At 45.3% G+C, this 14,905-nt stretch carries 11 protein-coding genes; 5 read left to right on the forward strand and 6 right to left on the reverse strand.

The window, feature by feature from the left end:
- Positions 1-76 precede the first annotated feature (76 nt).
- Positions 77-487, forward strand: coding sequence for a Holliday junction resolvase RuvX (ruvX, locus tag JGK11_RS00810; RefSeq protein WP_293176388.1), 411 nt, complete (start codon positions 77-79; stop codon positions 485-487).
- Positions 488-566: 79 nt separating this feature from the next.
- Here the strand turns inward: ruvX and JGK11_RS00815 are convergent, their stop codons facing one another.
- The 3 genes from JGK11_RS00815 to JGK11_RS00825 all read right to left on the reverse strand — a co-directional run bounded on the left by JGK11_RS00815 (position 567) and on the right by JGK11_RS00825 (position 3,955).
- Complete coding sequence (locus JGK11_RS00815) at positions 567-1,166, reverse strand: hypothetical protein (protein ID WP_293176390.1); 600 nt, start codon at positions 1,164-1,166, stop codon at positions 567-569.
- Positions 1,167-1,237: 71 nt separating this feature from the next.
- Positions 1,238-2,143, reverse strand: a complete 906-nt coding sequence (locus JGK11_RS00820; RefSeq protein ID WP_293210229.1) for an Rpn family recombination-promoting nuclease/putative transposase — start codon at positions 2,141-2,143, stop codon at positions 1,238-1,240.
- A 231-nt stretch (positions 2,144-2,374) separates the two neighbouring features.
- Entirely contained in the window at positions 2,375-3,955 is a 1,581-nt protein-coding gene (locus JGK11_RS00825; protein WP_293210352.1) for a photosystem II high light acclimation radical SAM protein, read from the reverse strand.
- 375 nt (positions 3,956-4,330) lie between these two features.
- Between JGK11_RS00825 and JGK11_RS00830 the strand changes: the two genes are divergently transcribed.
- Positions 4,331-4,720, forward strand: coding sequence for a DUF1830 domain-containing protein (locus JGK11_RS00830; RefSeq protein WP_293210231.1), 390 nt, complete (start codon positions 4,331-4,333; stop codon positions 4,718-4,720).
- A 482-nt stretch (positions 4,721-5,202) separates the two neighbouring features.
- Positions 5,203-5,787: a hypothetical protein gene (locus JGK11_RS00835; protein ID WP_293210233.1), complete on the forward strand. Its 585-nt coding sequence runs from the start codon at positions 5,203-5,205 to the stop codon at positions 5,785-5,787.
- Between the two features lie 180 nt (positions 5,788-5,967).
- Here JGK11_RS00835 and JGK11_RS00840 read toward each other — a convergent pair whose 3' ends face one another.
- On the reverse strand, positions 5,968-6,615 hold the full coding sequence (locus JGK11_RS00840) for a calcium-binding protein (protein ID WP_293210235.1): 648 nt from the start codon (positions 6,613-6,615) through the stop codon (positions 5,968-5,970).
- 631 nt (positions 6,616-7,246) lie between these two features.
- Here JGK11_RS00840 and JGK11_RS00845 point away from each other — a divergent pair.
- The gene (locus tag JGK11_RS00845) at positions 7,247-8,146 is read left to right on the forward strand and encodes a BTAD domain-containing putative transcriptional regulator (protein WP_293176398.1); all 900 of its coding nucleotides are present in this window, start codon (positions 7,247-7,249) and stop codon (positions 8,144-8,146) included.
- 5 nt (positions 8,147-8,151) lie between these two features.
- Here JGK11_RS00845 and JGK11_RS00850 read toward each other — a convergent pair whose 3' ends face one another.
- Complete coding sequence (locus JGK11_RS00850; RefSeq protein ID WP_293210237.1) at positions 8,152-11,829, reverse strand: NB-ARC domain-containing protein; 3,678 nt, start codon at positions 11,827-11,829, stop codon at positions 8,152-8,154.
- A gap of 470 nt (positions 11,830-12,299) precedes the next feature.
- Here JGK11_RS00850 and JGK11_RS00855 point away from each other — a divergent pair, with 470 nt between their 5' ends.
- Positions 12,300-13,664 carry a calcium-binding protein gene (locus JGK11_RS00855; protein WP_293176402.1) on the forward strand — a complete coding sequence of 455 codons (1,365 nt, stop codon included), beginning with the start codon at positions 12,300-12,302 and terminating at the stop codon, positions 13,662-13,664.
- Positions 13,665-13,803: 139 nt separating this feature from the next.
- On the opposite strand, the gene JGK11_RS00860 is transcribed toward JGK11_RS00855, so the two are convergent.
- A complete protein-coding gene (locus JGK11_RS00860) occupies positions 13,804-14,880 on the reverse strand; it encodes a DUF3474 domain-containing protein (RefSeq protein ID WP_293176404.1) in 1,077 nt (358 codons plus the stop codon).
- Positions 14,881-14,905: the final 25 nt, after the last annotated feature.

Raw genomic sequence — 14,905 nt, forward strand, 5'->3', positions numbered from 1 at the left:
TTAGATATAGGTTGGCGATGGGTTTCCTCGACTACAACAGCGCAACTACAAACTTAATAACACAGGACTCATAAATATGATTTTAGGTTTCGATCCGGGGAAAGACAAGTGCGGCATCGCCGTGATGGGTAGAGATAAGAACATCTGCTACCATCAAGTAGTGCTGTCCGACGAAGCAATATCTACCATTCAATCACTGTGCAAACAGTTTCCCATTGAGTTATTAGTCATGGGAGACCAAACAACTTCCAAAAGTTGGAAACAAAAACTGACGCAGAGTTTGTCGCCCTTTATAAAAATTGTGCAGATTGACGAGAGGTTCAGCAGTCTAGAAGCGAAGGATCGTTACTGGGAAATGTACCCTGCGACGGGACTTTCTCGCTTGATTCCCCAGGGAATGCGGACTCCGCCGCGGCCTGTAGATGATATTGTGGCGATCGTCCTAATTGAAAGATATTTAAACAAGCAGTTGACATTTGACAGTTGACAGCGAGGTTTTTAAGCAAGTTCTAAAAACTTTGGGTTTAGTGCGAAATCCTATTTTTTACTGAATAAGTGAAATCTAGCTAAGTCTGTTGAACCATCCAAACCAAGAATCCTAAAATGGTTTCCACGGGAAGCAGCGGATAATCGGTAAGATCGATCGCCACAGTTGTTCCTGAAAGCTTGAGAAAACGCCATTGAGTGCCGCTGCTGATACAACCGTAGATAGTTGCGATCGGGTGTTCTGCTGCTTCGTTAAAGCGCTGTGCTGCTACCATTTCAGCAATACATTGACCGATCCCTTCGTTCAAATCGGCTTTTTTTGCTTCCACAACTACGATCGCGGGCGCTTCTACGGTAAGCTGTTCGGGCGATCGGCTAATTAAAAAATCGACGTATCCGGTGAGATCGCAACTGGGGTCAACATTGAATTCCCGTCCCGAAAATAAACTGATTTGGCGGTTCATCAAGCGCCGGACTTCTTGCAAAACTGGGTAGACAAGGGCTTCCGATCTCGCTTTTTCTGAACCAACTGCGATCGTCCAAGGCAAATCTTCTAATTCGCTAGTCAATCTCGGACTGGGATTAATTGATTCCACCTCAGGAAAAAACCTAGTTCCCTCCACGATAGTTAACTGAAAGTCTTTTTTAGCTTTAGTAATTGTGAATTGACTGTAAGGCATAATGTGCGATCGCTCTTTATGAAATTGAAAATGCTATAGACAAGATACGCAAGGCGCACTCTGACTTTTTACTATCGATCGCCCATTTCCTGCAACCAACTCACCAAATCTTCCGCGCTATTAAAATCAAGCACAGCTTCTGTCAAACTATCGATTCTATCGCTAGATAACTGTGCAATTCTAGATTTAATTGACTCATCCAAAGTTTCCAGCTTTCGTTCCAGCAAACGAATCACAGTATTAATTTGACCCCGCTGAGCTCCGGTTTCTAAGGCTTCTTCTATAGACCTTTGCTGATCTTGCAGATAAAAGACCTGTGCTTCCAGTTGATCTAATTCTTTGCGGCTGAGGTTCACGGTATTAGCAATACCAAAAGCTTGCTGAATCGGTGCAGTTGTTTCCAGCGATTCTGGAACCATTTCCAAATTCGGTGCTTCTCTGATAAAATAAATCCACTTGTCAGCTAGAGATTCTAACTCATCAACAGACTTATTAAATTTTGGTAACTCCACAAAAATTAGCGTCATTGTCGGACAGATATAATCAAAATGTTCTTCCTCTTCTTTAAAAGAAAAACGCGAAATAATTTTATTGGTGTTTTCAAACAAAATAAAATCCGTAATTGTGATGGCAATTACTGGGTCTAAACTGAAGTAGCCCTTGCCCCGCGTGAGTTGATTTCCGTAAGCTTTCGCTGCATTGTAGGCAATCCGTTTTTCAAAGGCTTTAACATTCAAAACTTGCATTTCGATAATCACGATCGTCCCGTTATCTAGGGTTGCTTTGACATCTAAATACGAGTCTTTCAATCCCACAACTTCTCCGGCTTGATACGGATCGATCATTTGTAAATCTTGAATTGTGGGATTGCCTTGATAAATCAGACCGTTGAGAAAGCTAATCAGAATAGGTTTACTTTCTGCGGAAGCAAATATTCTTTTAAATGCAAAATCCGTTCTGGGGTCGATAAAAGTCATGATGTTTATCTCCTATTTATGATTCTGTTTTCCAAGTGTTGACAATGTGAAAAAATTAGGTTCGTAGTAAGGACTTTAGTCCGGTTTGTTTTAATTTCGGAAGGACTGAAGTCCTCACTACGAACCTTCTTGAAGGACTAAAGTCCTCACTACGAACCTTTTTGTCGTAAAGACTTTAGTCCGGCTTATCTTAATTTGGAAGGACTGAAGTCCTCACTACAAACCAGGAAATCAACGAACAGCAGTTAACTGTTTGTCTTTGATTTCAACAGGTGCAGTCAAAGCTGCTTCCAAATCCGCACAGCCGAGTTTTTCCTCCAAAATCGCCATCACTTCGCGGCCGAAATCATTGGAATTTCGCTGCCAAGCTTCTAAACAAATTTGTCCGAAAAACGAGCCCAAAGGTTCGGGATTCCACAGCAGTTTGCGCGCTGTCCAAGGCATCAAACTCATCGGATCGTAACCGGGTTGCAGAATATCTTTTTTGAAGGCGTATTCTTCTAAAATTGTGTGCGGCTGCAACCCGATAAAGAAAATCGCTGGTTCTACTTTATCGACTCCGAAAATTCGCTCTAATTCTCGGTGGTAAGCAATAGTTTGGCGGATGGTTTCAAGAGTTTCGTCAATGACGTTGAATGAATAATTTACCGAAACCACATCGTTGTAACCGGCGGCTTTTAAATCGCGGCAATTTTCCAAAACTACGCGCAAGTTGTAGCCCATCCGCATTTTGCGAACCAGTTCCTGGGAACCGCTGGTGATGCCGATTTCAAAGTAATTCATTCCCGTTTTTACCATCAAATCGCACAATTCGGGTGTGAGATTGTCCGCACGGATGTAAGCAGCCCAGTGGATGTCACTCATGCCGTCGGCGATGATTTTTTGCAATAATTCGATCGCATCATCGATGAATTTGCGCGCCGGGATAAATTGAGCGTCGGTAAACCAGAAATTGCGGATACCTCGATCGTACAATTGGCGCATCTCCGCCACCACCTCATCCGCCGGATTGATCCGCACTTGCTTCCCTTCAATCACCGTATAGATGCAGTAACAGCAATTGTGAGGACAGCCGCGCTTGGTTTGGACTCCGAGGTAGAAGTCCATATCCTGTAGATAATAGGAAAATTCTGGCCAAATGCTCTCGATGTAGTTATAGTTGCAAGCAGTTTTCTCGATGTTGGCTGGCTTTTCGTGAATTAGTCGATCGCGCGGTACAGTTTCTCCTACTACATAACACCTTTCCTGTGCCAAATCTTCGCCTTTAATCAACTTCTCCAGCAAAGCCTCGCCTTCGCCCACCGAAACCACAGTCCCGGCCGGCAAGCTGCGGCCCAACTGCTCGTAAAACACGCTCACAGCACCGCCACCGACGACTGCACGAGCGCCTGGATGGTATTTCCGGGCCCGCTTCAATCCGCGCTTAAGCAGTCCCAGATTGCGCCAGAGTTCGGTGTAGTAGGACGTGGCCAAACGCAATCCTCCGAGAGCTCCCCGGAACTTGGTTAGGGGATTTTTGGCGTAGTAAAACTCGAAGGCATTTTGCAGCGGATTTCCGCCTCTACCGCCCACGGGCGCGTAAATTTGAATGTCCCGCCAAGAGAAAACTAACAGCGTTGGCCTAAACTCATCTACGATCGCATCCAAACCTTTAGCGTAGTCGAGGGGCGGCACTGCGCCTAAGTCGAAAATCCGCTGTTGGACATCGGGAAACAGCTTGTGCACGTGATCCGAAAGGTACACAACTCCGATCGGGAAAATGGGATTGCAAGGGAGGCGAACGTACAAAACTCGGTTTTCTCGGCTTTCCATGATTGCCATATCCTAATGTGGAACTTTTTTAACTATGTTTATATTCTTTTAATATAACTTTACATTCAATCTAATTTTCGCAATTTAATATTAAATATTCTTAAATTTTGCTAAGAGGCTTAAGGGTGAGCTGGTGGGTGTCGATGGGCGATCGCAGCAGAAAAAAGTTAAATTTTAAGCAAATACAGCGTATATTGACCGAAAATCGCCGGAAAAAGTCAAAAATTTGGTATTTTTTTGGGTAAAGACAAGTATGAGGTGCGATCGGTCTCTCATCTGTTATTCAGTTGGTAGTCGGCTTTACAGTAGGCCGGGATCGCAAGATGTTAGCCTGAGAAGATAACTAAAACTTTTAGGCAAAGCCCCTCAGCATTTATGGCTCAAATTCTTGACCCAGTACCCTCAGACGCCGACAGCAAAATTCTCTGCTGCTACGTCAACGCCACGAGTCAAATTCAGATTGCTCGCATCTGCAACATTCCTAACTGGTATTTTGAACGAGTGGTGTTTCCCGGACAGCGTTTAGTCTTTGAAGCGATGCGGGCCGCAGCATTGGAAATTCACACCGGGATGATGGCCAGTGCAATTTTGTCGGATAAAATTCCTTGCGATCGCTTGCAGATTAACGAAGGCCCTTATTCAAGCGTCAATCCTAGCAGATCCCGAGGCAAAGCTCAGGGCGATCGCACCATGATGGCCGGCCGCCCCAAATCCCGAGAAATCTCAGAACCTTTGACAGTACCCGCATTAACAGCCGTTGATTAATATAAGTTGTGAGTTTTGAGTTATAAATTGTCCGTTAATTGATAACTGGGCACTCAAGATTCCAACTCCTGCAAATCGGTAAAAACTCAACAGTTAAAAATCAAAGTTTCTGAATAGAATTTTAGCTCGAAAGTCAACAGTGCAAATATAGTCATGTTTTGCATATTTGCCTGAGTATTTGTAGGGTGCGGATCCATCAACAATCCCTCCCATTTAATCGACTTTTCGAGTGGCGACGCACCTTATACCATTTCTTTCAAGTATTGGTACATAATTATTGAGTTTGTTTGCTCGACTATTCAAAAGTATAGGTGCGTCGCTATTAGACGAGCGATTTTTATTTGGGGATTTTTAATGGCGACGCACCCTACGGCTCAAAACTTCATGAATATAGCCGATACCCGTGCTGCATCAATGATTTGATTCGGGTTCTGCAACTGTCAACTGTCAACTGTCCACTGTCCACTGCTATAATTTCAGCCATGTCAGCAGAACCGATCGCACTTTCGCCATCTTCCCCCCCAGTATTTGAGCCGGCAGTATTCCGGCTTTCTCCCCTGATTAGAATCACGCTGTTGAGTTTGTACTTCGCCCTGAGTATTCCGTTACCGTTTCTGTCGGAAGTAACGAAAGCACCCGTTCCGCCCGCTGCACTCTGGGTGGCAATTGCGATCGGCGCAGCGGGCCTTTACGGCGTGCTCAGCGAACGGGTAATCCTCACCGAGGAGGGGATTGAAGTTACCTATCCGAACTGGTTTCCGCGCGTGTTTCGCAGGGGTTGGGATCTTCCTTGGACTGAGGTGAAGGCTCTTAAACCTCGATCGACCGGTCAAGGAGGTTTAGTGTACTATTTTTTGAGTCATGCGGGTGAAGGTTATTTGTTGCCGATGCGGGTGGCTGGATTTGGTAAATTAGTGCGTTTGGTGGAAGCGAAAACGGGTATTGATACTAGAGATGTTCGCCCTTTGTCTCAACCTTGGATGTATCTTATTTTACTTTTATGTACGCTGCTGCTGCTGTTGGTGGATGCGTGGACGATCGCAACTGCGATTAGTCTGAAAAGTTAAGAAATTCAAGTAATAATTGGTAATCGGCAATTGGTAATCGGTCAATCCTGGACGCAACCATCAAAGAAATAGGGGCAACCACGAGTGGATTGCCTCTATAAAACGCTATATGTTGGTGTGTTATATGGCGTCATGCACCCTGCATGACTCGATTATGGATCCTTTATTTCGAGCAGATCCCTAAACGCTAAAGAACGAGGAATTAGGCACATTGATCGTGTCTTGAATAACAGCAATCCGGTTTCCGTTTAACAGAATCTCCGTGTCAAATGCGCTGCCCCCCAGTTGAAGGTCACGATCCTTCCTTAGCGTGTACTGAGACAGACTGCCCTTAATCTGAATCTTGTCGCCCTCACCCGGTGCAAAACCTCGGATCAGCGCGAATTGGTTGGATGCAGTGTAGAAGGCAGTGGAGAAATTGCCAAGCACATAGGTATCTGCACCACCTCCACCAAGAAGATCGTCAACTTGAGAACCAGATTGATTGCCGAAGCCATTCAAGGTGTCATTGCCCAATCCCCCCGTTAGGAAATCTGAGCCCGCCTCACCATTCAAAACATCGTTGCCTTGGCCACCACTCAACACATCGTTGCCAGTACCACCGAAAAGTACGTCATTGCCACCATTACCCTGGACGTTATCATTTCCGTTTCCAGCAAAGATTGTGTCATTACCATCGCTCGGCAGGGCTGCACCACCGTTATCACCAAAGATGCGATCGTCTCCGTCAAGACCTTGAATGAAATCGTTTCCTCCAAATCCCCTGATTGTATCAGCTTGTAAAGTGCCGATTAGATTGTTGTTGCCGCTGTTACCTATAATTTCCATGTTGGGTTTCCTGTTTGTTGTTAATCCAGTGATGTGTAGACCCTAACAAGGCATCGTCTACGCATCGTCCACAGCAGCGTGAATCGATCGTGAATTGGTAAAATTTTCTGGCTTTACTGTTTTGGCTACTATGGAAAAGCTCAGCAATTTCATAACCGTAATTTTTTTGCTGAGGAATGAGAATTAAATAACTTACAAGCTTTATTATTCTTGTGGGATGGGCGTCCCGCCCGTTCTTTATGGACGGGCGGGACGCCCATCCCACTTTCATTGTGTAAATTATTTAATTTGCGATCCTGAGTACCCCTGTGGGTACTTTCTCTGCTCCTGAATCAATACATACGACTTTTTATGACTTTTTCTAGCTGGCATTGTCAGTGCATTGGTTTAACTTGGGTTTATCAGGTCAAACAAACCCGCTGATACTAATACTATTTCCCAAATTCATGCAACAGTAAAAACCTTAGATTGATTTGCTGAAATAAAGCCAAGGATGCAGATTGTAGCCAGAGTTTTTTGAAGTGGTATTTCAAGCGAAGATAACTGACTCAAAAGCACAATTTGATTTCTGGGAATTGACCAAAATCACACACTACTCACTCAATTAAGTTTTTGTAGGAGACACAATGTTATGACTCGATTAGCGTTAGCATTGCTCGGACAAATGCAAGTAATGGTGAACGGGCAGCCAATCCTGAATTTCCCCTATGAGAAAGTGCGGGCGCTGTTTGCTTATTTAGCGATCGAATCAAGCTATCCCCATCACCGCGATTCTCTGGCTGCGCTGTTGTGGTCAGATCGGTGCGAGTCAAACGCTCGCAGCAATCTTCGCAAAGCCTTATGCACGCTCCGCCATCTGCTAGGAGATTCGACGGTTCACTCACCGCTATTTCTCACCACGCGCAATACGATTCAGTTTAATCCTGCGGGCGAGCATACGTCTGATGTCGCTATATTAACTCAATTGCTTGATGGTCACAGCGAACATTCCTATGCCGGTGGTGAACTCGATCCAGAATGCGTGTCTGATTTAGAACAAGCAGTTGCTTTGTATCGGGGAGCGTTTCTCGATCGCATTCAACTTCCAGATAGCGAAGCTTTTGAAGCATGGGTGATGCTGAATCGCCAACGATTCCACGAATTTGTGGTCAACGCCTGTATGGCACTTGTCACACACTACGAACACCAGCATAACTATCAAAAAGCACAACATTACGTTCAACGGCAGCTTCAACTAGAACCCTGGAATGAATCAGCCCATCAATGTTTGATACGGATTTTGGCACAGTGCGGGCGGCGCACGGCTGCTTTGAAGCAGTACGATCGCTGCTGTCAGATTCTAGAACAAGAATTAGCCACCGAACCAGAACCCGCAACGATCGAGTTATGGGAAGCGATTCGATCGGGCATATTTCCTGACCGGGCGAGTGCAGATTTCGATCGGGTGAATCTACTATCCATCTCTGCGGTTTCTCAGCACTCGGTTCGAGAATCCTTAGCGGTAGTGGGACAGTGCGGACGGCAGACATGATATAACTAATAACTATTCGCAATTTCCACTGCTCCGAGCGCCTTGAGTGTTGATTTTTGAGCATCGGTTATACCCGTGACACCTGCAATATTCATGCCTTCATAAATCCTGGGCGATCGCATATTTCCAACAGATTCTGCCGTCTCCATTTCCCACAGATTAATAGCTCCATCGGCGCTGCCGCTGGCTATGGTCTTACCATCGGGAGAAATTGCGATCGCCCAAACTTCAGATGTATAGTTCTGGATGGTTTTAACACATTCCCCGGAGCACACATTCCACAACTTAATTGTTTTATCGTGACTGCCGCTGACCAAAATTCGCCCATCTAAACTAAACCGCACGCACCAAACTAAAGCTGCGTGACCTTGCAAGGTTTTCAGACATTCTCCAGACTCAACATCCCACAGTTTTACCGTTTTGTCGTCACCGCTACTTGCTAGAATCTTTCCATCTGGGCTAAAAGCAACCGAAAACAGCAAACTGGTATGACCTGAAAGGGTTTTGAAACATTCCCCAGAACGCACATCCCACAATCTCACCAGTCTATCATCGCTGCCACTGGCTAAAATTGTGCCATCTGGACTGAAAGCAACTGACCAAGCACGACAATTATCTGACAGAATTTGGCAGCATTCACCAGTCTGAACGTTCCACAATCGGAGAGTATGAGCATTATCGCTACTTGCCAATGTGCGACCGTCTGGACTGAAGCTAATGGCAAACACGACATTCGGAATGCTTGTACTCCCCTGCATTACCCGCAGCAATTGACCTGTAGCGACATCCCACAAGCGGATAATGCCACGATTACTGCTGCTAGCAAGCATTTGACCATCTGGACTGAAGGCAACCCACCAAACCCAATTTGTATGTCCTTGCAGTGTTTTGCTGCACTCACCAGATTGGACATCCCATAATTTGAGTGTTGTGTCATCGCTACCGCTGGCTAATAACTGTCCATCTGGACTAAAAGCAAGCGATTTAATCCCAGCGCTGTAGCCGTGCAGCGTCCTGAATGATTCTCCTGTTTCCCGATTCCAGAGCGTGACGGTGCAATCTAAGCTACCACTTGCTAGAGTATGACCTTGCGGGTGAAATGCGATCGACCAGATCCAACCGCAGTGTTTCTGCATAATTTTGAAACACAGTCCAGTCGCAACATCCCAGAGTCGAACCGTGCAATCATAACTGGCACTAGCGATCGCGCAACCATCGGGACTAAACGCGACTCCTGCAACAGGATCGGTATGTCCCCGCAAAATCTTTAAACATTGTCCTGTAGAAATCTCCCACAAGCGAACAGTACCATCCCAACTGCCACTGACCAGAGTTTGATTATCTGGACTAAAAGCAATCGACCGAATGATGTGTGTATGCCCTTGCAATGTGTTAATAATTTCCCCTGTTTCAAGCAGCCACAATTTTATAGTTTTGTCGTAACTACAAGTCGCCAAAAGTTTACCTTCGGGACTAAAAATCACCGATGTTACAAAATTGGTATGTCCCTGAAGCGTCTTTAAACATTCACCCGTTGCCACATCCCACAACTTAATTGTGCAGTCCCAACTACCACTAGCTAAGGTTCGACCGTCTGGACTAAATACAACAGAATCCGCCCATCCGGTATGCTCTCTTAATGTTTGAATACACTCACCAGTAGCCAAATCCCATAACTTGACGGTATGGTCAAAAGAGGCACTTGCTAAAGTTTGATTGTTCGGACTGAAAGCAACACGAGCAATCCAACTGGTGTGTCCTTCACAGGTGAGAAAATCTCGATAATCTTGGGTGCGGCAGACTCGAATCTTACCATCCGCATTGCCGACTGCCAAAAAATTACCATCGGAGCTAAAGGCAACAGATACAGCCCCATTTGAATTGCTGGTAAAAACGGATTTAGATAGATCGGAATTGGCAAAGTTCACTCGATGCAAGTTGGTACCAATCAGATAAGCTTGCCAGATACTCAAGTACGAGAAATCATAGTCGCTTAAATTTATTTTTAATTGAAGTAACAGGTTAATCAAATTGCCACCCGCATATCCCACTGAGTTAGGAAATTGCGATCGCATCCGAAACAAAACCTGATTTAGTTGATATTCGACCTCTTTATTAGAGCGGTATTCGCCGATTAGTCGTTCGGCAAACGGTGCTAAAATTAAGCGAGTTTGGCTTTCTCTGACGTAATCTTTAGCCTCGGCTTTAATCAGGGCGTGGGTTATGAATAAATCTAGATTCTGCGACTGAATTTCCCGCTCGAACCGCTCGATCAACTGTTCGGTAACGTACTCCATCACCACAGGTTGCAAGGTGAATTGTCCGGCATTTTTTTCGATCAGCGATCGCCCTCTTAGCGACAACAAAGCATCCAGCAGTTTAGATTGTGAAGGGAGGGAAACAAAATCCGCCCGTAACTCGGCAAGCGTTATCCATTCTCGATCGATCGCCAGCCAATACACGATCTGCTTTTCCAAGTCTGACAAACGACGAAATTGCCCGTCGAGCAGAATATTGATATCTCCAAACGCGATCGCTCCATGCTCCAAAAAGTTGGTAATATTGCCATCAAATAAATCTCGCACGGTTGTGGAGACAATTTTGAGCGCTAGGGGATTTCCGCAATAATGTTGAGTTAAATTTACCCAATCTGTTTCTGTTGTGGAAAAACACCCATTGGCTTGTAAAATATTTTGCACTTCCTCGGAACTTAAGCCTATTAAGGGTAAGGTTCGCACAGGTGAGTTTTCGCCTTCCAACGGCATCAAAGTTGTGGGTTTTTCCCGACTTGTTAATAGCAGACAACTGGAATGCCCTTCGCTTCCCACTCGTGTCAGAAGTTCCCCATATCCCTCGTAACCTTCTCGATATTGTTCTACTATACCTGTGGGAAAACTCTGGTTTGGCAGGCATCCTGCCTGTCTTTGTGCTTCTGGGCTGGATAAATTTGCGGGGGACTTTGCGCCATCATTACTGCCGAGAATTGCCTCAAGGTTATCCAGGATTAAAAGACAGCGTGAGGCACGTAAATATCCCATTAATTGAGAAATTTGAGCCGACAGCGATGTCGGGAGTGCAGTTTCTTGCTGCCCAGAAAGGATTTGAATCAAATTTAACAATACATCTTCAATTGGTGGCGCGTTGCGTAAGGATTGCCAGATCAGGAAGTCAAAGTTATTTTGAAGTGCGATCGCGAGTTTTGCAGCCAGTGACGTTTTGCCAATTCCACCCATTCCAATCAAGGCAACCAAACGGCAGGAGTCGCTCACAATCCATTGTTGCAGTCGCGCTAATTCCTGATTTCGGCCGTAGAATGCGGAGACATCAACGATTTCTCCCCAGTGGCGGTGTGTAGAAAATTCTTGTTGTTGAATTTGCTGTTGCAGTGGCTGTATTTTTTGTATCTCTGTGCTGGATGATTCTACGGATACCTGACGCGCTCGCCGCCCTATTACTGCTTGAAGATTGCTTTTAGTAACCTTTTCTCCAAGTGCTTGACTGAGTAGTTGCCATAACTTGTAACCCACATCTTTTATATAACTAGCATCATAGCCAGCGCTACCAGCAATATCTAAATAAGATAGCCCTTCCCAAGATTGGCGAAATACGATCTCTTGGATGTTGCTCAGAGAAGTTGGCGCGATCGCACTATCTAAAATTTTCAGTGCTTCTTCCACAGTCATGGCTTTACAGCACTCCTAAATTAGTCTTCTGATATCTTGCTTTTCTTATTTTACGTGAGATAAGTTTTCCAGCCCATCTCACAAGAAAAATTAACCTCTTGCAGGTAAGTATCTCGCCTGCCTAGTCTGTGGATGCAAAATCTGAGTCCTCTTACTTTAACAAGATTTTTCTATGTTTTTACAAAAATAGCGATCTCAACATTTATCGCCCGCCAGCGGACGAACAATGGTCATCGAACTTGCCAATCTTAATCGTACTGACTTTTTCAGACTATTTATTCCTGACTTTTTACGGCCTTTTCTTGTCGTCATATCAAAGCTGATTGCTTAACTTGGGTCTAGAGCGAAACAAAACTTGCATTGTACGCAGCAAGAGTCGCTCAATTGTCAATCATTCATTTGGATGATTTTCTTGAGTTTGTAACAAAAGAGAAACATTCAAACCTAAACAAATAAGGAGAAACAAAATCATGGCGATTATCGGAAACCCAACCCCTGGTAACGACTTAATTCTTGGTGATGCAGCGAATAACTTCATCGATGCCCTCGCAGGCGATGATACTGTCAATGGTAACGGTGGCGATGATTCCCTCCTCGGTGGATTGGGCAATGACCAACTTCTGGGTGCAGTTGGCAATGACACCCTGATCGGTGGAGGAGGCAATGACGTTCTCGTTGGGGATATTTTTGGAGGCACGGGCAATGACAGCCTCAATGGTGGTGCGGGCGACGATGTACTTAACGGAGGCTTAGGTGCAGATACTATCGCTGGCGGCCCCGGAAACGATACCTACAGTGTCGGCTCACTTAATGCCACCTTTATCGAGCAGGCTAATGAAGGCAATGACATCGTTAATTCTCCTATCAGCTTCACTCTACCAAACAACATCGAAAGATTGACTTTGGTGGGAACTGCTAACATCAACGGCACTGGCAATGCCCTTGGGAATAGCATTCTCGGTAATGCCGCTAATAACAGTTTGAGTGGCTTAGCAGGGGATGATACAATTAACGGTCTTGATGGCAATGATACTCTCAATGGTGGTGATGGCATTGACATTCTCAATGGTAACAATGGCGATGACATCCTCAACGGTGGTGCTGGTAATGATGTCATCAATGGTGGTGCTGGAATCGATCGAGTCAAGGTGAATGCTGTTGGAAGTAACATCGTGCTGACTAACACCAGCGTGACGGGTGAGGGGGTTGATAGCCTGAATGGAATTGAGAATGCTGAACTGTTTGTCTTCCAAAGTAACAATATTCCCGGCAACATTGATGCTTCAGCTTTTACCTTAGGATCTGTTACCCTCGATGGTGGAATTGGCAGTAACGTCCTCATTGGTGGCAGTGGCAATGACTTTTTGGATGGAGAAGGTGCCAATGACACTCTCACCGGTGGCAGCGGCGATGACACTCTCAATGGTGGATCTGGTAACGATTTGCTCACTGGCGGTGCTGGTGCCGATCGATTCCTTTACGAAACTGGTCGAGCATTTATTGCTTCCGATGTTGGCCTTGATACTGTCACTTCTTTCAGCGTTAGTTCCGACAAATTCGTTCTATCCAAAAAGACTTTCGATACTCTTATCACTGCTGCTGGTGGAACGTTACTCAGTTCGGAATTTGAAGTTGTAGATAGTTTCATCGAACAGTTTTCAAGCAATGCCAAAATTACTTACAATCGTGTAAGTGGCGATTTGTCTTTTAACCGCAACGGTTCTATCCTAGTTGGCGGAGATGCAGAGGGCGGTTTTATTGCGGATCTCAATCCTGGAAACGTAGCGGGTGGTGCTCCTCTGCTGAGTGCTTCAAATATTCGGATTGTGGCGTAGGGAAGTTGTATGGGATTGGAAAAAATGTAAATAAAAGAAACCCGGTTTTATTGCAAAACCGGGTTTTTGAGTCGGAAGAGTTTTAAACAGTGGACAATTGTCAATAGTCAATTGTCCACTATTAAATTAACCTGCTAACTCAATTCGATTTCCGACTGTTAGGCGATTCGTAGTAAACTCCAGAACCTGTATCGGAAACAAAGTGACAATCCCAGTAAGAGCGAATAAAGCTCTTCCAAATGGGATCGGTTGATTTGCGATAATAATCGCCCAACAGTGGCTTGATGGCTTCTGTGGCTTCCTTCAAGTGATAGTGCGGCATTGTCGAGAAGATGTGGTGGGCGACGTGGGTGCCGATGTCGTGATGGATGGAATTGATGATTCCGTAATCGCGATCGATCGTAGATAGCGCACCTTTGAGGAAATACCAGTCATCTCCGCGATACCAGGGAATATCGGCTTCTGTGTGGTGCAGGAATGTTACCAAATCCAGCCACATTACGAAGATTACGTAGGGAACTAGGTAGAACTTCAGTAAAAACAGCCAACCAAATTGATAGGTTAACGCACCCAAAAAGGCTACCATCAATACCAATGATGCGGAACTCGTCAATACGTCCGCTTTTTCGGATGGACGGAAAATCGGGCTACCGGGCATGAAGTGAGAACCTACCCGATCGGGCGATCGCCGAAACAGATAAATTGGATAAGCAAATAACATCAAATAAAAGCGTCCCAGCTTCTCGTACCAGGGCATTTGATTGTATTTGCTCTCCGACACTGGATACCAGCTTTCATCGTTGTCCAAGCTGCCTGTATTCGCGTGGTGGGTTCTGTGGCTGATCCGCCAACCGTGGAATGGTACGAGAATGGGTGCGTGGGAAAGGTGTCCGATCAGGTTGTTGAGCCATTTGCTCTTAGAAAATGAACCGTGCCCGCAGTCGTGGCCGACTACAAACAATGCCCAAAACATGGTTCCCTGCATGAACCAGAAGATTGGATAAAATAACCAGGAATCTAGGCTGTAGGCGATCGCGTATAAACCTGCGATAATTCCAAGATCCAAAAAGAAATAAGCTAGAGATCTCCAAGCCGAGGGTTCAAAACAATGGGCTGGAATGGCTGCTTTGACATCACCAAGAGTAAAAGGTAACTCTTTTGTACGAGAGGATGAGCTGGTATTGCTCGGCTGATTGAGAACAGTATCTAATTGCACGAAGTTTCCGATTTAAGCTGACTTG

The sequence above is a fragment of the Microcoleus sp. PH2017_34_RAT_O_A genome (assembly GCF_020737885.1).
Classification (GTDB): Bacteria; Cyanobacteriota; Cyanobacteriia; order Cyanobacteriales; family Microcoleaceae; genus Microcoleus.

What these genes read in the sequence shown, in the direction of transcription:
- ruvX (WP_293176388.1), top strand. Translation starts at nt 77, where the DNA reads ATGATTTTAGGTTTCGATCCGGGGAAAGACAAGTGCGGCATCGCCGTG.
- JGK11_RS00815 (WP_293176390.1), bottom strand. Translation starts at nt 1,166, where the DNA reads ATGCCTTACAGTCAATTCACAATTACTAAAGCTAAAAAAGACTTTCAG.
- JGK11_RS00820 (WP_293210229.1), bottom strand. Translation starts at nt 2,143, where the DNA reads ATGACTTTTATCGACCCCAGAACGGATTTTGCATTTAAAAGAATATTT.
- JGK11_RS00825 (WP_293210352.1), bottom strand. Translation starts at nt 3,955, where the DNA reads ATGGAAAGCCGAGAAAACCGAGTTTTGTACGTTCGCCTCCCTTGCAAT.
- JGK11_RS00830 (WP_293210231.1), top strand. Translation starts at nt 4,331, where the DNA reads ATGGCTCAAATTCTTGACCCAGTACCCTCAGACGCCGACAGCAAAATT.
- JGK11_RS00835 (WP_293210233.1), top strand. Translation starts at nt 5,203, where the DNA reads ATGTCAGCAGAACCGATCGCACTTTCGCCATCTTCCCCCCCAGTATTT.
- JGK11_RS00840 (WP_293210235.1), bottom strand. Translation starts at nt 6,615, where the DNA reads ATGGAAATTATAGGTAACAGCGGCAACAACAATCTAATCGGCACTTTA.
- JGK11_RS00845 (WP_293176398.1), top strand. Translation starts at nt 7,247, where the DNA reads ATGACTCGATTAGCGTTAGCATTGCTCGGACAAATGCAAGTAATGGTG.
- JGK11_RS00850 (WP_293210237.1), bottom strand. Translation starts at nt 11,829, where the DNA reads ATGACTGTGGAAGAAGCACTGAAAATTTTAGATAGTGCGATCGCGCCA.
- JGK11_RS00855 (WP_293176402.1), top strand. Translation starts at nt 12,300, where the DNA reads ATGGCGATTATCGGAAACCCAACCCCTGGTAACGACTTAATTCTTGGT.